The 21017-nt window shown below is 59.0% G+C and carries 23 protein-coding genes; 22 read left to right on the top strand and 1 reads right to left on the bottom strand.

From position 1 onward, the window contains the following. Positions 1–15 precede the first annotated feature (15 nt). The 8 genes from YERSI8AC_RS22325 (at position 16) to YERSI8AC_RS22290 (ending at position 7092) form a co-directional block, all read left to right on the top strand. Positions 16–693: a DsbA family protein gene (locus YERSI8AC_RS22325; protein ID WP_159177612.1), complete on the top strand. Its 678-nt coding sequence runs from the start codon at positions 16–18 to the stop codon at positions 691–693. 320 nt (positions 694–1013) lie between these two features. Continuing rightward, positions 1014–1181: a hypothetical protein gene (locus YERSI8AC_RS22320; RefSeq protein WP_201304258.1), complete on the top strand. Its 168-nt coding sequence runs from the start codon at positions 1014–1016 to the stop codon at positions 1179–1181. A 170-nt stretch (positions 1182–1351) separates the two neighbouring features. Further along, the gene (locus YERSI8AC_RS22315) at positions 1352–2308 is read left to right on the top strand and encodes a SctD/MshK family protein (RefSeq protein ID WP_159177611.1); all 957 of its coding nucleotides are present in this window, start codon (positions 1352–1354) and stop codon (positions 2306–2308) included. 16 nt (positions 2309–2324) lie between these two features. Then, the gene (locus YERSI8AC_RS22310) at positions 2325–2738 is read left to right on the top strand and encodes a hypothetical protein (protein WP_159177610.1); all 414 of its coding nucleotides are present in this window, start codon (positions 2325–2327) and stop codon (positions 2736–2738) included. Further along, on the top strand, positions 2735–3097 hold the full coding sequence (locus YERSI8AC_RS22305; RefSeq protein ID WP_159177609.1) for a tetratricopeptide repeat protein: 363 nt from the start codon (positions 2735–2737) through the stop codon (positions 3095–3097). Before YERSI8AC_RS22310 ends, YERSI8AC_RS22305 begins: the two co-directional genes overlap by 4 nt. Further along, positions 3094–5259 (top strand): type III secretion system export apparatus subunit SctV, encoded by a 2166-nt coding sequence (sctV, locus tag YERSI8AC_RS22300; protein WP_159177608.1) that lies wholly within the window; start codon positions 3094–3096, stop codon positions 5257–5259. The genes YERSI8AC_RS22305 and sctV overlap by 4 nt, the downstream gene beginning before the upstream one ends. Before the next feature lie 79 nt (positions 5260–5338). Beyond that, positions 5339–6634, top strand: coding sequence for a type II and III secretion system protein family protein (locus tag YERSI8AC_RS22295; protein ID WP_159177607.1), 1296 nt, complete (start codon positions 5339–5341; stop codon positions 6632–6634). A gap of 17 nt (positions 6635–6651) precedes the next feature. Further along, positions 6652–7092 carry a hypothetical protein gene (locus YERSI8AC_RS22290; protein ID WP_051051799.1) on the top strand — a complete coding sequence of 147 codons (441 nt, stop codon included), beginning with the start codon at positions 6652–6654 and terminating at the stop codon, positions 7090–7092. 5 nt (positions 7093–7097) lie between these two features. On the opposite strand, the gene YERSI8AC_RS22285 is transcribed toward YERSI8AC_RS22290, so the two are convergent. Further along, positions 7098–7913, bottom strand: coding sequence for a tetratricopeptide repeat protein (locus YERSI8AC_RS22285; RefSeq protein WP_159177606.1), 816 nt, complete (start codon positions 7911–7913; stop codon positions 7098–7100). A 166-nt stretch (positions 7914–8079) separates the two neighbouring features. Between YERSI8AC_RS22285 and YERSI8AC_RS22280 the strand changes: the two genes are divergently transcribed. The 14 genes from YERSI8AC_RS22280 to YERSI8AC_RS22215 all read left to right on the top strand — a co-directional run bounded on the left by YERSI8AC_RS22280 (position 8080) and on the right by YERSI8AC_RS22215 (position 20968). Continuing rightward, the gene (locus tag YERSI8AC_RS22280) at positions 8080–8670 is read left to right on the top strand and encodes a type III secretion protein (RefSeq protein ID WP_159177605.1); all 591 of its coding nucleotides are present in this window, start codon (positions 8080–8082) and stop codon (positions 8668–8670) included. Positions 8671–8704: 34 nt separating this feature from the next. Next, complete coding sequence (locus YERSI8AC_RS22275; protein WP_035537911.1) at positions 8705–8896, top strand: hypothetical protein; 192 nt, start codon at positions 8705–8707, stop codon at positions 8894–8896. 77 nt (positions 8897–8973) lie between these two features. Beyond that, on the top strand, positions 8974–9408 hold the full coding sequence (locus YERSI8AC_RS22270) for a hypothetical protein (RefSeq protein ID WP_035537909.1): 435 nt from the start codon (positions 8974–8976) through the stop codon (positions 9406–9408). Positions 9409–9411: 3 nt separating this feature from the next. Next, the gene (sctJ, locus tag YERSI8AC_RS22265) at positions 9412–10236 is read left to right on the top strand and encodes a type III secretion system inner membrane ring lipoprotein SctJ (protein ID WP_081742567.1); all 825 of its coding nucleotides are present in this window, start codon (positions 9412–9414) and stop codon (positions 10234–10236) included. A gap of 9 nt (positions 10237–10245) precedes the next feature. Then, positions 10246–10929 carry a hypothetical protein gene (locus YERSI8AC_RS22260; protein ID WP_159177604.1) on the top strand — a complete coding sequence of 228 codons (684 nt, stop codon included), beginning with the start codon at positions 10246–10248 and terminating at the stop codon, positions 10927–10929. Beyond that, positions 10926–11513, top strand: a complete 588-nt coding sequence (gene sctL / locus YERSI8AC_RS22255; RefSeq protein ID WP_138800714.1) for a type III secretion system stator protein SctL — start codon at positions 10926–10928, stop codon at positions 11511–11513. Before YERSI8AC_RS22260 ends, sctL begins: the two co-directional genes overlap by 4 nt. Next, complete coding sequence (locus YERSI8AC_RS22250) at positions 11510–12847, top strand: FliI/YscN family ATPase (protein WP_159177603.1); 1338 nt, start codon at positions 11510–11512, stop codon at positions 12845–12847. The genes sctL and YERSI8AC_RS22250 overlap by 4 nt, the downstream gene beginning before the upstream one ends. After that, positions 12844–13326 (top strand): hypothetical protein, encoded by a 483-nt coding sequence (locus tag YERSI8AC_RS22245; protein ID WP_159177602.1) that lies wholly within the window; start codon positions 12844–12846, stop codon positions 13324–13326. The genes YERSI8AC_RS22250 and YERSI8AC_RS22245 overlap by 4 nt, the downstream gene beginning before the upstream one ends. Continuing rightward, on the top strand, positions 13323–14402 hold the full coding sequence (sctQ, locus tag YERSI8AC_RS22240; protein WP_027958375.1) for a type III secretion system cytoplasmic ring protein SctQ: 1080 nt from the start codon (positions 13323–13325) through the stop codon (positions 14400–14402). The genes YERSI8AC_RS22245 and sctQ overlap by 4 nt, the downstream gene beginning before the upstream one ends. Continuing rightward, entirely contained in the window at positions 14395–15054 is a 660-nt protein-coding gene (gene sctR / locus YERSI8AC_RS22235; RefSeq protein WP_041159087.1) for a type III secretion system export apparatus subunit SctR, read from the top strand. The genes sctQ and sctR overlap by 8 nt, the downstream gene beginning before the upstream one ends. Before the next feature lies 1 nt (position 15055). Further along, positions 15056–15325, top strand: coding sequence for an EscS/YscS/HrcS family type III secretion system export apparatus protein (locus YERSI8AC_RS22230; protein ID WP_027958373.1), 270 nt, complete (start codon positions 15056–15058; stop codon positions 15323–15325). Between the two features lie 18 nt (positions 15326–15343). After that, on the top strand, positions 15344–16171 hold the full coding sequence (gene sctT / locus YERSI8AC_RS22225) for a type III secretion system export apparatus subunit SctT (RefSeq protein WP_159177601.1): 828 nt from the start codon (positions 15344–15346) through the stop codon (positions 16169–16171). Positions 16172–16333: 162 nt separating this feature from the next. Then, positions 16334–19903, top strand: a complete 3570-nt coding sequence (locus YERSI8AC_RS22220) for a hypothetical protein (protein WP_159177600.1) — start codon at positions 16334–16336, stop codon at positions 19901–19903. A gap of 15 nt (positions 19904–19918) precedes the next feature. Beyond that, the gene (locus YERSI8AC_RS22215; protein ID WP_159177599.1) at positions 19919–20968 is read left to right on the top strand and encodes an EscU/YscU/HrcU family type III secretion system export apparatus switch protein; all 1050 of its coding nucleotides are present in this window, start codon (positions 19919–19921) and stop codon (positions 20966–20968) included. Positions 20969–21017: the final 49 nt, after the last annotated feature.

Here is a 21017-nt window from a genome sequence, read left to right as displayed (position 1 = left end):
AATCGAGAGAGAAAAATGTTCAAAAAAGCGACTTTAATGCTTGCGGGTACGTTGATGCTGACAGCTGCCATCGTGGTGATATTGAAACCTGCACTATTGGACATGCAAGCTGAGGCGGCGAGTGAGGATGCTGGACAGGCCGAGAGCTCCTTGGTGCGTTCACACTCACCGATCCTGGGGCCGCAAGAGGCACCTATAACCATTGTGGAATTTTTCGATCCGGCCTGCGAAGCCTGCCGTGCTTTCTATCCTCTCACCAAAAGTATTCTGGAAACCTATCCTGAGCAAGTGCAGCTAATCGTGCGCTACACCCCTTTCCACGGTGAGGTTTCTGATACAGCCATTCGCGTGCTGGAAGTCGCTCGACACCAGGACGTATTCGAACCGGTACTCGAAGCTCTGCTCTCTCGTCAGGATCAATGGGCATCTCATGGCCGTTTCGATGAATCAGCTATCTTGGAGATTGCCAGCCACGCCGGTCTTGACCGAGTTGCCGCTGAGGAGCAACTCAACTCAGCTGAGGTGCAAGCGGTGATTGACCAAGACATGGCAGACGTCAAAACGAATCAGATTCGCCAGACGCCAACCTTTTTTGTCAACGGTGAGCTGCTAGAACCCTTTGGTATGCAGGAGCTGATTGATGTCGTAAAGAGTGAAGTCGAGGAGATATCTGAAGAGGAAAAATCCCAATGAATCAGCGCTGGCTGCTGATGGGGCTTATGAGTTTAAGCCCCGCGCTGGTCGAGGGCGGTTGGCGAGAGCACCTATTTTTGGGGTAAGCGCGGCCAAATTGACTGCCCAATCGGCGTTGTATTCGCCACAAGACAATAAGGCAAATCATTCAACTTTCATTTTACTGACATCGCCTCGTCACTTAATACCCGCAATCTGCTTAATGTTGGATCGTCTTCCTCCTTATGAAACAGCGTCGAAAGAACGATCGAACGGCTTGAGCCTCGGTGCCAAAGGCGCATCATTCAAACGACATTTCTCTAGGATTAAGGAGCAGTAAAATGGCCGATACTCCCCCAGTCGACAATTCTGGCGGCGGTGCTGATTCTGCAATCGCCGACATGAAAGCAGTGTTCGATCAGGCGATCGAGAAGTCCGCAGAAATCACCAAAGTCACGACAGAGAAGAAAACCGAGCTCGACGCTACCAAGCAGCGTCCGCAAAACTGATGCTCGGAAGTCGCGGGCGGCGTCAGTCGCTCGCGGCCTTGTTGTCGTTTCCTGTCCACGCATTCCTGGACGGTAGAGATTTCAAAACCTCGCCCGGATGAATGCCCCTGTATCGAGACATTCGACGGAAGAGCCCCTCCAAGCTTCGTACGACACGGCGAGTTAAGTATATGACTTTATTCACCTCAGCTTCAGCGTCGGTACGCGAAGCCGTTACGACGCTCAAGGTTATCGCAGGCTTGCATCGTGGTGCCTCCATTACGCTCACTGAGCCGGTCTGCTGTATCGGTAGCGACGATTCTACTGATGTCATGCTCGGCGATCCGGGCACTGCACCACACCATATTGTGTTGAGATTCTATGGTCGTTATATCGCTATCGAGGCGCTTGGTGGCGACATCACCATTAATGGCCGTAGTGTCAGCCAGGGCACTGGTTTGCGCTGTGAATTGCCAGCGAAGCTTCATTTCAACGACGTGGCACTTGAGCTTTCACGCCCCCCAACGCCTGCCATATTCCCTGGGCTGCCGACAGTTCCTGTGCGTTGGCGTAAGTGGCTAAATCGCAGTGCCACGCTTGCCGCACTGGTCGTAACGCTGGGAGTACTGGCTTTCTATGAGTTCATCGATGTCAATCAAGCCGACGCCAACATTGGCTATCATCCAGTCACGGCAACGCTTGATGAGCAGCCCCTGGTGAACACTGGCCAGAACGCATCCCAATTGATGGCCGATGCTCGCCCAGGCCCGGTTCAAGCACTGCGTCAGCAACTGGCGGATGCCGGGCTCGCATCGCTTGAGGTCACCGACAGTGGTGACTATATCAGCGTCTCCGGTCAATACGATCCCGACCAGGTGGGTGCTTGGAATGCCACACAGCGTTGGTTCGACCAACATTACGGCAGCCACAATGTGTTGCTGAATGAAGTCAAACAGCGCGAGGCCCCGGTTCGACCCGACCTGCAGTTGCAGGCCGTATGGTTAGGCAAGAACCCGTACGTGATCGACGCTCGTGGACAGCGCCTCTATCCAGGCGCGTCGCTGTCGTCTGGCTGGGTTATTTCCGCTATCGAAACGGATCGAGTGCTGTTGAGCCGTGGCGATGACCAGTTCGCCCTGACACTATAATCCGGCGTATATCGCTATGAAGATCACTGATCGTCTTGTTCCAAGGGATCGTTATCACGTCGCTGGCATTGATCCCGTCAAGCCTAGCGTCGTTGAGAAACCGCCGCAGCGGGACGATACGTTCACGCACGCTGCCAGCGAAGCCCGGCAACGTGGCTCAAACCGCCCGGCGTGGGCTGAGCGCCTCGAAGCACTCGCACGCCCGGAGGCCATTGATCCTGCCAGCTACGCTAACCTTCGCAGCATTGAGCTGCTCCAACACGTAGCTGACAACGTTCTACCTTCGCTGGACGCTGATGATGACATCATGGCGCTGGCGAAGGAGGTGATCGGTGAAGAGATTGATTGGCGCCAGGCATGGGAAGGGCGGATGAGTGAAGCAAGCGCGCTGCCGCTGGACAACATCGTTGATCAGGAGAGCGTGCCATGAGCGATACCGCTGATCGCGATGCCGTCGACCTACTACATTTGATGGGACACCTCTATCTCAAAAGTGGTCAGGTACAGCGCGGGTTGGTATTGCTGCTTATCGCGACACGCATGGCACCGAACCACACCGGCGTGCTGCAGGCGCTGTGCCAGGGGTTCCTTGCCAGCGGCAATGGTCAGCGTGCGCTCAATGTGCTCGACCGGCTCGAGGCCGCCGGTGAACAGGATGACACCATGCAACTCTTGCGTAGCCGCGCCCACTGGGTCAACGGCGAACGTGATACCGCTCGTCGCCTGTGGCGAGAACATCTTGAGCGGCGGCGTCACCCGGGATCCCGGCAGGGAGAGGCCGTAACATGAATAAGCTCCTCGGCCGTCTCAATACCCTGGCGCGTCAGGCGTCCCAGCGCAGTGACGTGATCATCGCCGTTTTCATGGTGCTTGCAGTAGTGATGATGATCATCCCGCTGCCGACGGCGATGGTCGACACGCTGATTGGTATCAATATCGGTTTCAGCCTGCTGATTCTAGTGGTGGCGTTCTATATCTCGCACCCGGTCGAATTCTCCTCACTGCCGCCAATCATTCTGCTTGCCACACTGTTCCGGTTGGCGCTGTCAATCTCCACTACTCGACTGATTCTGCTAGAGGGTGACGCCGGCCAGATCGTTTCCGCCTTCGGCAATTTCGTTATCGCCGGCGAAGTGGTCATCGGCATGGTGGTTTTCCTGATCATTACGGTGGCCCAGTTCCTGGTGATTACCAAGGGCTCGGAGCGCGTAGCGGAAGTGGCGGCGCGTTTTACACTCGATGCCATGCCCGGCAAGCAGATGAGCATCGACAACGACATGCGAAACGGCGACATCGAACCCGCTGAAGCCCGTCGCAGACGCTCGCTGCTGGAGAGCGAGAGCCAGCTCTACGGTGCCATGGATGGGGCGATGAAGTTTGTTAAGGGCGATGCCATTGCTGGCTTGGTGATTCTGTTCGTCAATCTTATCGGTGGGCTGTCGATCGGCATGCTAAAGCACGACATGCCCTTCGGCACGGCGGTGGAAACCTACTCGCTGTTGACCGTCGGCGACGGCCTGATCGCACTGATCCCTGCATTACTGATTTCGGTTGGCGCGGGTACCGTGGTGACCCGCGTTAGCTCCGATAACGCCAGCGATTTGGGCAGTGAGATTGTCGGCCAGCTTGGCAGCAATGCCAAGGCAATGGGTTTGACGTCGGCGGTGCTGTTCTGCGCGGCCTTCGTGCCGGGCTTCCCATCGACCGTCTTTCTGACGTTGTCAGCACTGCTGGGCTTAGCTGCCTTTTTCCTGCATCGCCGTCGCCAGACGGCCGATGCTGAGACGGAGCAAGCAGCGCAGTCCGAAGTCATCTCAGCGCCCCCAGCCGCGGAGATCAACGCCGTGAATGAGGCGATGAACGAAGCACCACCGCCCAATGCCGCCGACGATCCACGCCAGTACCGCGTGATGCTCTGCCTGGCTGCAGGGCTTGTCGATAAGTTATCACTCGACTTACTACGTGAAAGCGTTCAGGCCACCCGCGAAGGTGTTGAACGCGATCTGGGAATTGCCATTCCTCAGGTCGGACTACGCCTGGAACCCGCCCTCAGCGACCAGCGCTTCGCCATTGAGCTGGATGAAGTGCCGGTGCTCAACGGTGAACTACCAGACTCTTCAGTACTGCTCGACGACGATGCCGATGTTTTGGAATTGCTTGAGTTGACCGCCTTCACGCAACCAGCGCTCGTTGGCCGCGGCAGTTGGCAATGGCTTCCTGATGAGGCGACTTCAGAGCTGACGGAAGCCGGGATTCGCTATCGCACGCTGGATCAGGTGCTGGAGCGCTGTCTTGAGCGCACGCTAACGCGTTACGCCGGCGAGTTCGTTGGGATTCAAGAGGCGCGTGCCCTGCTTTACAAGCTGGAAACACACTATGCCGAGCTGGTGACCGAGGCCGTTCGCGTGGTATCGCTACAGAAAATTGCCGATATTTTACGTCGCCTGGTCAGTGAGGGCGTTCCGGTACGCGCAATGCGCACTATTCTCGAAGCCATAGTGACCTGGGGGCCGCAAGAGTCGAGCAGCGCTCGGCTGAGCGACCGGATACGCATTGCCATGGCGCGGCAGATCAGTCACCGCCATGCCCGCAGCGACCGGGTTCTGCCTGCCTGGATCGCGACCCGGCCATTGGAAGAGGCCCTGCGTACCGCCCAGCGAAATAGTGAGAACCAGCCCGTCCGTAGCGGCATGCCGGCACCGCTTTCGCGGGCCTTGAACGGCTGGTTCCAGCAGCAGCTTGAGGTGCTCGATAGCGACCTTCAGCCAGTGGTAGTAGCGGCAAGCGACGTGCGTGCCGCGCTGCAGCAGTGGCTAAAGCAGCACGATATCGATCTTCCGGTCATGGCCTGGCAGGAGATCGCACCGGAATTCAGCCTGCAAGCAATTGCTCAGATACGCCTGCCCAAACCGGTTCCACGCCGGGAAACGGAAACAACCGCCAAGTTGTAACACGCTTGCGAAACAATGGCGCCGTGCGTCGATGATTCAGCACCCATGCAAATCGCTACAACAGGGATGAAGAACAACCGTGATCAGCATAAAACCCGCCGATAGAAACCCTCCCCAGGCTGTCCGGAATTCGACGCTTTGGGTATGGGCGTTACTGCTGTGGTTCGCGGTAATTACTGCCAGCGCTGATGTTTCCGTGGACGCTTCCGGAGGTGCGATGACGCTGGAGACCGGGCAGGGGCGTATCCTGCGCTTCGACCAGGACGTTGCGTCGGTGTTCGTCGCTAACCCTGAAGTTGCCGATGTGCAGGTGGTTTCTTCCGGCGTCATCTATCTCTTCGGCAAACAGGCCGGTGACACCAACCTTATCGCGCTGGGGGCCGACGAGCAGAGCCAAGCCTCGTTGCGGCTGCAGATTCGCGACGATAGTGCGTTGGCTTCTCAGGCGCTACGGGATATCGACGGTGACAGCCAGATCCACTTGCGTATGGCGGGCAACCAACTGGTGGCCGAGGGCAGCAGCCCCACGGTCGAGAGCGCCATGGCCACGCAATCGACCCTTGATGCCCAGGCGCCGGCCGGCGGTAGCATCAATCGCTCGACTTACGACGGCGCCACTCAGATCAACATTCGGGTGCGCTTCGCCGAAGTCGCCCGGGATGAACTGCTCAGCTATGGAGTCAGTTGGAATACGCTGATCAACAACGGCTCGTTCTCTTTCGGTGTGCTCACCAGCAATATCGCCCCCAGTCCCATCGGTGGGGGTACCGATAGCATCGACGGTTTACTCCAGGCGCTACAGCAGAACAATCTGCTGCAGATCCTCGCCGAACCCAACATCACCACCGTCTCAGGGCAGACGGCGAGCTTCCTTGCTGGCGGCGAGATTCCTATACCGGTACCGGTTAACAGCGAACTGGTGGGTATCGAGTACAAACAGTTCGGTGTCTCGCTGCTGAGCACGCCAACGCTACTGCCTAACGGCCGCATCTCGATGGAAGTCCGCCCCGAAGTCAGCAGCATTGCCAGCGATAGTGTCCGTATTGGTGGCTATGACGTTCCGTCGCTTCAAGTTCGGCGCGCCGATACCGTAGTCGAGGTGGGTAGCGGGCAGACCTTTGCTATCGCCGGCCTGTTTCAACGCCAGGCGAGCAACCAGATCGAACGAATCCCGCTCCTCGGTGATATGCCGATTCTGGGCAATCTATTTCGATCACGACGTTTTCAGCGTAACGAGACCGAGCTGGTCATCCTGATCACCCCCTATCTGGTGGCGCCATCCTCCGCGCCGGTACCCAGAATGCCGCTGGATCGGGCACAGGTCAGCCGTAATCCCCAACTCGAAGATGACCCATTCGGATTCTATCTGCAATGAGTAGAGGCAACGTTTGCATGTCGCAGCTATTTACCTATTGGACGCGTACGGCTTCACGCCTTGGGCTCTGTTTGGTGGCGTTGCTGCTGGCCGGCTGCCAGTCCTCGATGGGGCCGATGGGCTGGGATACCGGGTACCGTCAAGTGACGACTGCCGCGGCGACTAACGCCCCCCATGAAGCAACGATCATGCCGCGTCTCTGCCAGGCTGGGCCTGACGATGCAGAGCGAGTCGGGCTGCCACCCGGCTGCGCCAACGACTTCAATCTGCAGCAGATGATCGTTGAGCCACAAGATTTGGTAAGGGGAAGAGCAATGGGGCCCGCCATGGGCGCGCCGGTAGCAGATGCCGCGAATGAGTATCTAAACGGCCGCGAACGTGCCAACCAGCGTCGTTCGCTATTGGAGCAGGAAGCGCGCAATGCCATGGGCACCAACGCCACTACCAGTGATCTGTGACGGTATTAGTTAGAGGCTGATGCCAACCCGAGTGCCCGGGCGCGAGCGGCGGCATCGGGCAGCGTTGCTATGTGCTCGGCACTGGCTATCAGGGAAAGTCGGTTGGCCGCTGATAGGTCGGGGATATCGACTTGCTGTGCCTCATCGCTACGCCCGGCCAGTACCAGCACAAGAATCAGGTTGCGGAAATGGCGTTCCTCTGCCAGCGGGGAGTCCGTAATGCGCTGCATGTTCGCGATGGCCTGGGTATTTTCGCCGGCTAACGCTTCAGCTAGCGCCAGGTTGGCCTGAGCGTCGAGATCACGCGGCTCGAGCGCTACGGCGTTAGCAAACGCACTGGCCGCTCGGGCGGGCTGACCGGCCAGCGCTTGGGCGGCGCCAAGACGGCTCCAGGCTGCCACGCTGTCCAATTCGGGCGCCGCCAGGGAAAGGTTGCGCAGGGCGCTTTCCGGTTGACCTAGGCGCAGTTGGGCCGTCCCGAGGCCGAGTAATGCTGGCGCGAAGTGGATGTCTTCGGCAAGCGCGGCACGAAACGCCTCAGCGGCTGCCTGGGGCTCGCCACTGGCAAGCAGTGCATTGCCCAGGCGAACCTGAATATCTGCGGAGGGGCCGTTCTGCTCCAGGGCGCGCTCGTACATCGCGGCGGCGGTCGCATGGTCGCCTTGCTGATCGACATCTTTGGCCAAGTTTAGCAGGCGACCTTCATCGATCTCGACAGGCGTCGCAGCGCAGGCTGACAGTAGCAGGCTCAGTATCAGGCTTGGCCCGGCGACGAACGCAGGTCGGCTCATGCTGGGCAAAAACGTACAAAATTCCTTCATCCGTGACTCAGTCCAGAGGGTTAGGAAATGAAAATCAGTGTACCGGAGAAACCAGGCTTGGGGCAGCAGGGATATGGATGAAGCGTGATGCGTGTTTACCCCAGAAGGGCAAAAACTCAAAAAGACAGATTGCCCGTCACTCAACTGTCATCGGGGGGTGGGTAGGATGATGGCAGATAGGTGGAAGCACCCCTGGCTGGGCCATCTTGTGATGCTGGTGCTCGGTTGTTGTTTGCCAGACAGCCCCACGCTGGCCGCCGAGGCGCCTTGGGCGGATCGTGAATATCGCTACATTGTGATTGAACAAAGCGTGCGTGATGTGTTGCAGGAGTTTGGTCGCAACCTGTCCCTGCCCGTTGAGGTCAGCGACGTAGTGGATGGTGAGGTGCGTGGTGATATTCGCGCCAGCACCGCTGGCGAGTTCCTCGCACAGGTTTGTGAATCCAACGGTCTGGGGTGGTTTTTCGATGGCTATGTGCTGCATGTCGCCGCCCGCCAGGAGCTGAGTCGTCGGACGTTTGATCTAACCGATGTCGATATACCCCGCCTGCGCGCAGAAATGACCCAGGCACAGATCGGCAATCCGTTGAGCGCACTGATTCGTGCAGAGCACGACAGTCTTGAAGTGATGGGCCCGCCCGCCTGGATAGCGGACATAGCCCAACGGGTCGAAGCGTTGCGCCAGCCGAGTGCGCCGTCGATCCCCGCTGAAGTTAAGGTCTTTCGAGGCAGTGTGGCCCAGCCGCCTGGCTCGTGAGTGAGCACGCGATGAAACCCACAGGAGGCAGTCCATGGCTATCGATCCCGTAAGCAGTAGTAACCCGGCAACAGAGTCGCTCCCCGATTCCCAGGCTTTCGACGACGCCGTCGATAACGCGAAGCTGCAGGAAACAATGGTAGAGGGAATGGTCAAGGTCGGTGGGCAGATGATTCTGATGCCGATGATGAACAATATTCTCAAGGAAGCACAGTCCGACGAGTAATGACGAGGGCGCGACCCCAACCGCGGTGTTCGCGCCTTTCTCATACTATGCGACGGGCTATTCCGACGAGGTGAATGATGACTCCCGTGACACCACCGGGCAGCGGTGCGCTAACTCCGACACCCATGCCAGAGGTTAGCGCCGATACGTTGGCATCACAGAATATTTTCGAACATATGACACAGCAAGCCGGTTCATCTTTATCGGGGGCCAGCCCCAGTGAGCTGGGGTCAAGTCTGCTCAACAACCTTGATGGCTTTATTGACCGAGTCAATAACTTCGCTCAGCAGGCTAAGACTCCCGATGTGCAAACACCTGATCGTTTAGCTCAGGTGATGCCCCAGAGCGTGCCCGACGCTGGCGACACGCCACCCGCCTTGGGGGATGACAAGCTGGCGCAAGTCGTCGAATCGCTGGGGCGTGTTTTTGATCACTCCATCGAAACCACCATGATCGTTCGCGGCGCCACTCAGGTTTCGGGGTCGGCGAATACCTTGCTAAAAGGCCAATGACACTTGCACTTTAATAAACAATTCGACGGCAAGCAGCAAGTGTCACAACGCAGGTGGCGTAACGCCCTGCGGGGCATGGTGTTTCTGGTAATGGCGCTGCTGCTTCAGGCCTGCGACACCGATCTCTACACTAACCTCGACGAGCGCGAGGCGAATATCATCGTGGCAACGCTGGCCCGCAACGGCATACCTGCCGCACGTCAGGCACAGGACGAAGGCCAAATGACCGTCACGGTCAGTGAGGAGCGCTTCGCCGAGGCGGTAGAGATACTCGATCGTGCTGGGCTGCCGGAACAGAAATTCGCCAACATGGGGGATATCTTTCAGGGCAATGGGCTGGTGTCGTCTCCCGTGCAGGAACGCGCTCAGATGATCTTTGCGTTGAGTCAGGAGCTCTCGCACACCGTGTCTCAGATCGACGGCGTACTCTCGGCGCGGGTTCATGTTGTGCTGCCGGACAATGATTTGCTACAGCAGAACAGTACGCCGTCTTCGGCTTCGGTCTTCGTTCGCTACATTCCATCGCTTGAGATCGCCCCACTGATTCCACAGATCAAGACGCTGGTAGCCAATGGTATTGCTGGCCTCTCCTACGACAAGGTCTCGGTGGTGCCTGTTGTCTCTGCTATTCCCGAGGAAATGGACACGCTGCCGCAGCCGATGATGGGCTCATTTCTGGGTGTCGCGATGCCAGCGTCCAGCGTTTCCCGTATCGGCTGGATCATCGGTCTGCTGAGCGTTGCGGTGATCGGGCTTGCCGGTGCGGTGTGTTGGTTGGTCTGGCGTCAGCGTCGCCAGCGTCCCTATTCATTGACGACAGCGCCATGAGACAGCGCCATGAATAGTGCCTCTAAACGCGCTAGCGAATCGACCGCACCGGTCTCTGGTATCGAGACGGATATCGAGCCTGCTATCGAACCACCGGTACGAGTTGCTCTCGACCACTGGGTTGACTGCCTGGACGGCATTGCCGCCGACGCGATGCTGCGCCGTTGGTGCACTCAGCCGCGCTTTCGCCAGCGCTTGCTTGCCCGCCTGCAGCGCCGTCATCAACTCACCTCTATCGCGGAACAGCCGCTAATGGATGCCGCCGACCAGGCGCTATGTCAGCTGGACAGCGATGATTTTACCGCCTGCGCCCGTGCCGCTGGAGTGATCATTCACGCCAATGCCTTTGTGCGCGAAATTCATGCGCCGCGAGTTGCGGCACTCAAACAGTGTTTCGGCTCTGAGCTCTATTCCCTGGCGCTTACCCATCGTGACCACGCCAGTACCGAAGCCTGCGCTGAGGATGATCTCGACGCGCTGGAGGCCGCTGTCGAGCACGATGGTCGACGCTGCTTGGAGCGATGGTGGCAAGCGCAAACGGTGGCGTTGCGTGCCTGGCTACGGCTGGGGTGGGCTGGCCAGTTTGAGGAGCCTGAAACGATCGCAGCAGATACCGCAGCTGTTGATATTGCCCGCTTGGCCGCTACACACGGCCTCTTCCAAGCCGACGATAAAGAGCGAGCAGGGATATGAATTCACTGCCACCACGCCCCGGGAAGATCATCCTGCGCGCAGAGGAGGCCAACGCTTGGGTCGATGGCTACGCTTTTCTCGAGCGGGCGCGTCAGCGAGCCGATGATAAAGAGGCCTTCATTCGTCGCGCCCGCGAAGAGGGCCATGCCGAAGGCTTTGAAGCCGGTCGCCGCGATGGTGAAGCCCGCGCCGCTGAGCTACTGGCCAGCACCCAGCGTGACGTCAAACGTTATCTCGACGGGCTCGGCCCCGAGCTGGCCGAACTGTCGCTGACTCTGATACGGCGTATTCTCGGCGAGTTCGACGATGTAGAACTCATCACTCGCTGCGTACGCCATGCCCTGAGCGAGTGGCGCCATGAACACCTTATCCGTATTCGTGTTGCACCGCCGCTAGAGGCGCGAGTCGCCGAGTCTCTCGCCGCGTATTCGCCTGCGACGGCCGACTATCAGGTCGAGGCCGACGCTCAATTGGCGCCAGGTCAGTGTTTGCTGGTGAGCCCCATCGCGGTTATGGACATCGGCCTGGAAGCGCAGCTCGAGGCACTGCGGCGTGCCTTGCGGGATGATTGGGAGGGTGCATGAGCGCGAATGCGTTCGGGGATCTGCTGCCGCGGCTCGGCGAACGTTTTGCCCTAGCCCAAACTCGCCCCGTCAATGGCCGGGTACGCCGCATTCGCGGTTTGTTGGTTTACGCTAGCCTCGAAGGTGCTGGCATTGGCGAGCTTTGCTACCTGCGCGATCCCGTCAGCGGTCGCCGTGTCGCCGCGGAGGTGATCGGCTTCGAAGAGGAGAACGTCGTGCTCTCGCCGATTGGCGAGCTCCAGGGACTGTCGACCCGCAGTGAAGTAATTGCCACTGGCGGTGCCCAGGGTGTGGCCGTGGGCGATGCTCTGCTCGGTCGCGTCATCAGCCCGCTCGGCGACTGGCTTGATGGTCGCACTGCACCAGCGCCCGGCTCGCTGCGCCATTACCCTGTTCATGCCGAGCCCCCCGCGCCGCTGTCCCGCCAGTTGATCGAGCAACCGCTGGCACTCGGGGTGCGTGCTATCGATGGCCTCAATACCGTTGCCCGCGGCCAGCGCGTCGGGTTATTTGGCGAAGCCGGCGTCGGTAAGTCATCGCTACTTTCGGCCATCGTCCGTGGCAGTAGTGCAGAGATCGTGGTACTGGGGCTGGTGGGCGAGCGCGGCCGGGAAGTCCGCGAGTTGCTTGATGTGCAGCTGGGTGCCGACGCGCGCCAGCGCACGGTATGCGTCGTGTCCACGTCTGATCGACCGGCGATCGAGCGCGCCCGTGCTGCCATGGTGGCGACCAGCGTGGCGGAGTATTTCCGTGATCAGGGGCGCGATGTGCTGTTGTTGGTCGACAGTCTTACCCGCTTCGCCCGCGCCCAGCGCGAGATCGGACTGGCTGCCGGTGAACCGCCGACGCGTCGTGGTTACCCGCCTTCACTGTTTGCGGCGCTGCCCCGTTTACTCGAACGCGCCGGGCCCGGTGGCGCGTCGGGAGGCACCATTACGGCAATCTATACGGTATTGACCGAGGGCGATGGCATGCTGGATCCGGTGGCCGAGGAGGCCCGGGCCATTCTTGACGGTCACATCGTTCTTAGCGCCGATCTCGCCCGCCGTGACCACTTTCCAGCCATTGATATCCTCGCCAGCCGCAGCCGCTTGATGGAAAACGTTGCCAATGCTGAGCATCGCCGTGATGCCGGCAAAATGCGTGAGTTGATGGCGCGTTATCGCGATGTCGAGCTGCTACTGCAAGTGGGCGAGTACCGGGAAGGTAGCGACGCCGCCACGGATGAGGCGATTCATAAACGTGCTGAGGTTGAGGCGTTCCTACGCCAATCCCGTGACGACCACAGCGCCTTTGAAGACACCTTGAAACAGTTAAGGGAGGTCGTCCAATGACGTCGCAACGTCAGCTTGACCGGCTGATGCAGCTTCGGCGCCAGCGTACGCGTCTCGCCGAGGAAGCCCTGGCGGCAGAGCAACGCAACTGTCGGGAGTTCGAGGCTCACTGCCAGACACTCGGGCAGGCCCTGGAGCACCACCAATACCAAGCAGTTCAGCGCGAGCAGGCGCTGTTCGAACAGGGTGAACAACGACCGCTGAACGCCGAGGATCTGGCCGGTTGGCAGCAAACACTTGTCGACGATGCCGCCCACCATGCGGTATTGCTTGAGCAGCATGAAAGCAGCACCCAGTCCCTTCGGGCCGCTGAGCGAGAGCGCGAATACCGTGCTACGGAATGGGCGCACCGGTTACGCGCCCAGCGTGCGCTGGAGCAACTCCAGACTTGTCAGGGGCAGGAGCGGGCGGTCAAGGCCGAGCATCTGGCCGAACTGGAGATGGAAGAGAGCCGGATCGGCCGGGCAGGTGAAGTATGACTGCCTTCAGCTCAACCGTTCGCGCGGAAGTGACGCCAGTGCCGCTAACCCTGACGCACTATGATGCCGAAACGCTAACCCTGCATAACGCGCTGCATCGTTCTCGACAGCCGCTGACTTTCGGTTGGCATGGGCGTTCTGCCAGCTTGTACCTGATGCCGGAAGCGGCGGAGGTCACCGCTGACATGACCGTCGCGGTATGCCTCGGCAACGAGCAACTGGCCTTGAGCGCCAGTTGGCGGACATTCGACCATCTCAGTGAGCACCCTGATCGCAGGCGCTCTATGGAGGACGTCGATGCGGAGCTGGCCGCGATGTGGCTGGAGGCGGTGTGGTTGGCGTGGCTTGAACCGCTGGAGGCGACACTGGGTGTCGATATCCGTGTGCAGCCCGCCGACCTGCATGGTCGAACGGCAAACCCGATCCACATCACTCTGGCCTTCGAGCTCGACGGCGATGTTCATCCGCTGCGTGTGGGGCTCTCGGCCGCTACTGCCAAACACTTGCTGCCCCTGTTTGATCGCTATTTCCCCACGCAGCCCGCGATGGCGAGCAGCGTAATGGTGATGTTGAGCCTAATGGCCGGAGCCCAGACATTGACCCTGGGGGAGTGGCGCAGCCTTCGCCCAGGCGATGTGGTTATGCTCGAGTCATTCGCCACTAGCGACGATCCCAATGGCGCAACGTTGAACGTTGGCGACCGGTTTAGCGTCGGCGTCAGCTTAAGCGCCGATAGCGTGTGCCTTAAAGGCCCGCTGACCTCTCTTACCTCTTCCCAAGCGTCGAACCCACCATTCGAGAACCTTATGAGCGAACCCCCCGTGGATAACCCAAACCTGGATGATCTGCCCGTCCGCCTGACTTGTGAAATGGGCAAACTGGAGATGTCGCTCGGCGAGCTGCGCGCGTTGGGCGAAGGCAGCGTACTGCCGATGCAGCGTCGACCTGAGCAGGCGGTTGACCTAATCGTCAACGGCCGCTGCATGGGGCATGGCCGCCTGGTGATGATCGGTGACAGCATCGGGGTGCAGATCGAGAGGCTCGCGCTCGATGAAGGGCACGCCGGGGATGAGTGAATTTCAGCCTAACTTGATCGCCATCATCATTGTCGTTGCGACCATCGGCCTGGTGCCATTGGCGGTGGTGACCATGACGGGCTTTCTCAAAATTGCCGTGGTGCTGTTCTTGATCCGTAACGCCCTCGGCGTGCAGCAGACGCCGCCTAACCTGGTGCTCTATGGCATTGCCTTGATTCTTACCGTCTACATCACCACGCCGCTGGTCGGCGATATGCTTCATCAGTTCGAGCAGCGACCCGCAGGGATGGGCAGTGTCGAGGAGATCAAACAAACCGGCGAGGCGCTGCGTGGGCCCTTGCAGGATTACCTTTCTCGCTATGCCAGCGAACGCGAGCGGGCTTTTTTCATTGATGCGACCCGTACGCTATGGTCGGAGGAAGCCCGCAGCGACCTTCAGGACGACGACTTAGTGGTGCTTATTCCTGCCTTCGTGAGCTCGGAGTTGACCCGTGCTTTCGAGATCGGTTTTTTGCTCTATATCCCGTTTCTGGTGATCGACTTGATCGTCTCCAATGTGCTGATGGCAATGGGCATGATGATGGTCTCACCCACGTTAATATCAACTCCTCTCAAGATATTTCTGTTCGTTGCCGTGGACGGCTGGTCACGGCTAATGCACGGCTTGATTCTTAGCTATGGTGGAGGCTGAGATGAACGACGATATCTTTCTCTCACTGATGCAGAACGCGCTGTGGACGGCGCTACTGGTGTCGGCGCCGGCGCTACTGGTGGCGATTATGGTCGGGTTCGGGGTCGGTCTACTGCAGGCGTTGACGCAGATTCAGGATCAGACGCTGCCGCAAGCCGTCAAGCTGGTTGCCGTACTGCTGGTGCTGATCATCGCCGGGCCGCTACTGGCCGGGCCCGTCGTCAACATCACCGATCAGGTGTTGAACAACTTTCCAGCCTGGTCTCGTTGAGCCGGGCCGGCGTCGCTTATGCATTACGACGACTTCGCCCGCTTCCTAACCGATTTCGCCTATCCAATGATCGCGGCGGCAGCGGTCGGCGTGGCACGGGCGCTAGGCATGGTGCTGGTCACCCCAGCGTTTAATCGCCTGGGGCTGACCGGCATGATCCGTTCGGCAGTGGCGGTGACGATCTCGATTCCGCTGATGGTGCCGTTATTCGATGCCATGGTGAATGCCGAACAGCTATCAAGCTTCACCCTTACCGGCATGGTCATCAAGGAGTTGCTGATTGGCGTTGTCATCGGGCTGGTCTTTGGTGTTCCGTTCTGGGCCGCGGAAGTGGCTGGCGAACTCATCGACCTGCAGCGCGGCTCAACCATGGCGCAGATACTCGATCCCATGGGCTCAACGGAGTCCGGCGTTACCGCGACGCTGTTGACCGTGACGTTGTTGGCGCTGTTCTTCCTTACCGGCGGCTTTATGCTGCTGCTCGGCGGCTTTTATCGCAGCTATTCGTTGTGGCCAGCGGTGAATTTCACACCGCTGATGACCGAAGCGTCGGCGCTGGCGCTACTTGGCCTGCTCGACCAGGTGATGCAGATTGGTGTGTTGATGATAGCGCCGCTGGTCATCGCGCTTCTGGTCGCAGATTTGATGCTCGCCTACCTCGCGCGTATGGCGCCCAACCTGCACGTCTTTGACCTGTCACTCCCTATCAAGAACCTGTTGTTTGCATTCTTGATGCTGGTCTACGTCATTTTTCTGATCCCCTTTATGCTGGAGCACCTTGATGCCGCCAATCTCTATATGGAACGCCTAGAAGCCATATTGGGCACTATGGGGGGAACGCGGTGACAACAGGGGGGCGCGGGGTACTTTGAAAAGAGGGTATCAAAGCAGCATCACAAAGTTGCCATTAGAGTGTCACGCAGTCTCTTCAGACTGGTTTTCCGTCAGTGAAATTGGGCTTCTCGTTGCCTGCCCCATCAGCTTGCGCTAACCGTGGAGGAGTATTCGATGCGTGTCGACCCAAAAACCAACCCCAAAGCAACACCGTTGACCAGCGCCTTTGGAAATTTTGGCTTTGTCCTCGACCTGGCAAAAAAGGCGGAAGCGGGCAAAGATACTGTGGAAGCGGGCAAAACGCCGTTGATGCCGGGCAGCCAGGATTATGAGGACACGCTGAATTCACTGGCAGTGGATATGGCGGATGGCATCGATATCGACAACCGCAAGGTGTCCGCCCTGAAGGGAGACGCTGCGGATAAGTTCGAGGCGCTGGTCACCGCCGAGCTCAATGCGCAGCGCGCCGATGGCAAAAGCGCTGATCTGTCCAAGGCGATCGACAGTGCCAAGGACGCGCTGTTTGACCGCATCGGGCATGCCCTGGACAACGCAGATCGAAACGCCGACAAGGGCCTCGATGTCTTCGAGGGTTACTGGAAGCGCCATGGTGGTGAAGAGGCTGCGATCAACGCGGGCTATGACGCCTATGATGACTTTCTGGCCGATACCACGCTGACCGACAACCCTAGCTACGAAGATAACCTCAACGCTCTCGCTTCCGGGTTGGCTGGCGGCACGCTGACCGATCAGCGCAAGATACTGCACCTTGACTCCTCCGATACACTGTCCCAGCTCTATAAGAATCTGATCAAGAGCAAGCTGGACGAAGGCGCCACTACTGAGGAAGCGTTGAGTCAGGTCAATGATGAGCTGCGCGACCGTCTCGAAAACGCTGGTGGCAAGAGTGTGGTCAACGTCTTCGATGGCTACTTCAAACGTCACGGCGGGGAAGAGGATACTGAAGAGTTGGCCGAAGAGACTTACCTGGCCAATCGCGACGAAGACGACATCGCCTACGACGATACTCTAAATTCGCTCGCCAGCGATATGGCTGAAGGCATTGACATCGACAACCGCAAGGTGCGACCGCTGACAGGAGACGCCAGCGATCAGTTCAGCCAACTGGTGGAGTACCAGCTTAACCAGCAGCATGAGCGCGGCGATGCCCCGGATCTACAGGCAGCCATCGACGATGCCAAGGATGCCCTCTTTGACCGTACCGGCAACGCGCTGACCGATGCTGATAAGGACAGCAAGGACGGGCTCGATGTGCTCAATGGTTACTGGGAGCGTCATGGTGGCAAGGATGCTGCCACCTCCGCTGGCTTCGAGGCCTACGACGACTTTCTCGCCGACACCACCTTGACGGATAACCCGAGTTATGAGGATAACCTCAACGCACTGGCCTCTGGCTTGGCGGGCAGCACGCTGACGGGGTCGCGCCAGATTCTGCATATCGAAAGCTCCGAAACGTTGTCGCAGCTCTATCAGAACCTGATCGACAGCAAGATGAGCGACGGTGCCTCCCTCGAGGACGCCACTGCCCAGGTTAACGATGACCTGCGCGAGCGGATCAGGCACGCTGCCGGAGACGACGGCAAGGCGGTTCAGAATATCTTCGACGGTTATTGGTCGAGGCACGGTGGGGAGACCAACACCCAGCGTCTCGCCGACAATGCGGAGCTGGACACAGCCCGGCGCGATCACGATCTACCGGCCTTCAGCGATGTCGATATTCAGTCGATGGAAACCAGCGAGACCGATCCGGACGACAGCTCACGCAAGCTGACCGTCAGCGAGCTGACCTGGCAGAACCTGATCGAAGAGTGGAAGACGGGGATTGAGGACGGCAGTATCGATAAAAACGATGAGCGCGCCCAGTTCTACCGTGCGCTGCGAGCCCAGGGCGCGCTTGAAAACGGCCTGGATCTGGTCGGTCTCGATATGTCGGAAGGCTTGAGTCTTGACAACGTCACCGGCGAGGATCTCTCATCCATCATCGACGGCGAGAAGCTCGATGAAAGCCTCGGCGAGCTATTCGCCTCCGAGGCGGTGCAGGAGGATTACCAGGCGACCCAGGCAGACGCGATCGACAAAGTCGCCAATAAGGACGCGATCGCTTCGCAACTGGAGGAGACCGCCTTCAGCGAGGAGTACATCAACTACATCAACGACCTGCGCGAGAGCGGTCAGGGGGAACTCGCCGAGCAGGATATCTCGCGAACCTACAATGCACTTTCGGCGATGTTCCCGGCAACGGAAGAGAGTGACAAGGCAGCCGAGTTCGCCCAGAGCCTGCAGCTCGACTCGATGATCACCGATCTTGATGATCTGATTGCCAATCCTGATCAAATCAATGATGCCAACACCGCGACGGCCACGCAGGATGTGGTCAAGATGGTATTGACCGCGCTCAAGCGTGCCGGTGTCGATATTCCGCGGCGCACGGCGGAGACGATCGACAAGTTTGTTAACGAGTTTCTTGACGATAAGCAAACTGCTAAGAACTTCGGTAAGGCGCTGCAGGAGCTCGGGGATCGCTTCCAGAAAAATGGTTCGATCACCCAGTCGGACATCGATGGCCTGCTGAAGAACGGTGTCTACAAGGCGCTCAACGAACAGACCAACGGCGGCATGATGGCGCTGATTGGCACGCTCAACAGCAACGGCGCGTTGGGCACGACCGGCGGGCTGATCTCGCTCGCCTCGGGCATCTATCAGCTCGCAGGCGGCGCCAGCAAGCTGGCGGACAGCCACGAGGCGCGAATGGCCGTGGCCAAGGAGTTCATCAGCTTTCTGGGTGCCAGTCAGCACTTCGTCAACCTCGGCAGCAACATCTGGGACAAGGCCAAGGGCACCAACGTCAATACCATGCTGGGGCTCGACAAGACGCTGCCGCAGATATGGGCCGACGACAAGGTCAAGGGCAAGGCGCCCGCTCCTGATGCCCACACCTGGGAGCGTTTCAGCGAGAACTTCCAGCAGATCATCGACGATGCCCCGGTAGGTGATCAGAAGGCACTGGCCAAGAAGCTGGATATTTCCTATGAAGACGCTAAGAAGATAGTCGAGGGCGCCCAGAACGGATACGCCAAGAATCCGGCTCTGCCCGATGCCACGACGACGACCCGCACCGTCAGCTCTTTCCTGCGTGTGCTGGATGGCGCTGCCAACTCCGCCACTGGTGCGCTGGACATTGCCCTCGGCGGGCTGATGATCAAGCGCGGCGTGGATAGTGGCGACGGCGCTACCATCGGTCAGGGCGCCGTCACCGTCGCGGCGGGTGCCTTCGGCCTTGCCGGTGGAGCGTCATCGCTGGCGGCGCTCAAGGGCATTGCCGTCGCCCGTGCCGTCACCGGGCCGCTGTTCTGGATATCCGCCGGTCTGACTGTGGCGACGCTGCCATTCACTATTGTCCAGGATATCAAGCGCACCAACGCGCTGGAGGGGCATAAGGCTGACCTCAAGGAGCTTTTCTCGTCGCTCGATGAGGATGGCCTACTGACCGAAGACGGCCTGACCCGTTATGAGTTTCTCGAAGCGTACGTCCGGAGCTACGGTCAGCGCGATGCGCCGGACGACGAGAGCATTTTCGACTACCGCAGCGACGAGTATGAGTTCTACGTAGAGGAGGGCCATCTACCTAACTCGACCTGGGACGATTTCGAGCACGAAGATTATGCAGGTGATGGCAACAATCTCGATACGCAAATGGATAAAGGCTCGACAGTAGGTTCATAGGGTCACAGCAGCGCCATGAGCCAACAGCCCTCTGAAGAGAAATCGCTGCCGCCATCGTCGAAAAAACTTCGCGATGCGCGCAAGAAAGGCCAGGTCGCCAAGAGTGCTGATCTGGTCACCGCGATGGTGATGTTGGCCTGCACGCTTTATATCGCTATCAGCGTGAATGACATCATTGCCCGTGTGCAGGGGTTGATCGACTCGACCGCGCGACTCTATACCGAGCCGTTCGATACGCTGTGGCCACAGTTGATGACCCAGGCAGGCGAAGTACTGCTGCTGTCGGTGCTGCCGCTGGTCGGTCTAACGCTGTTGGTGATCGTGCTGACCAACATTGTGGTATTGCAGGGTTTTGTATTCTCCACCGAACCGGTTCAGCCTAAGCCGGAGAATATTGATCCGGTTCAGGGGTTCAAGCGCATCTTTTCGGTACGCGGGCTGGTCGAGTTTCTTAAGTCACTGTTCAAGATGGTGGCATTGGCCGTCGCGCTGGTGATTGTCTATCGCCTGGGCCTACAGTCGCTGATGGAGTCCTCACGCTGCGGCTACCCCTGCGTTCAAGGTACTTTTCTCGCCTTACTCCAGCCGCTGGTCATCACTGCACTGATTGCCTTCTTACTGGTTGGTGCTTTCGATGTGCTGCTCCAACGCTGGCTATTCGAGCGCGACCAGCGCATGACAAAGACCGAACAGAAGCGTGAGCGCAAGGATCAGGAAGGCGATCCGACAATGAATCAGGCGCGCCGCAAACAGCGGCGCGAAATGCATGAGCTGAACGCCAAGATCGGTGTTCAGTATAGCTCGCTGATGATCGGCACCGCAGACGGTTGGCTGGTCGGCATTCGCTACATTCGCGGCGAAACGCCAGTGCCGTTGGTGACCTGCAAGGCCTCACCCGATCAGGCCGCTAGCTTGTTGGCAAGTGCTGCGCCTCGTCGAATCCCGCGGGTTGCCGATCCGAAGCTGGCCGAGCTCATCGCCAAACGCGCGGGCAATGGCGATCCGGTGCCTGATGGTACCTTTCAGGCGGTCGCCGATATGCTGGTAGCGGCCAAGTTGATTTAGTCCTCATTCGGCTGCACTCGTTTGCTATGTCTGCCGAAGAGTAAGAATG

Source organism: Halomonas sp. 113, from assembly GCF_904067645.1.
GTDB classification, from domain to species: domain Bacteria; phylum Pseudomonadota; class Gammaproteobacteria; order Pseudomonadales; family Halomonadaceae; genus Vreelandella; species Vreelandella titanicae.
The sequence above is the reverse complement of the archived record's forward strand: the minus strand, read 5'-3'. Positions and strand labels throughout refer to the sequence as shown.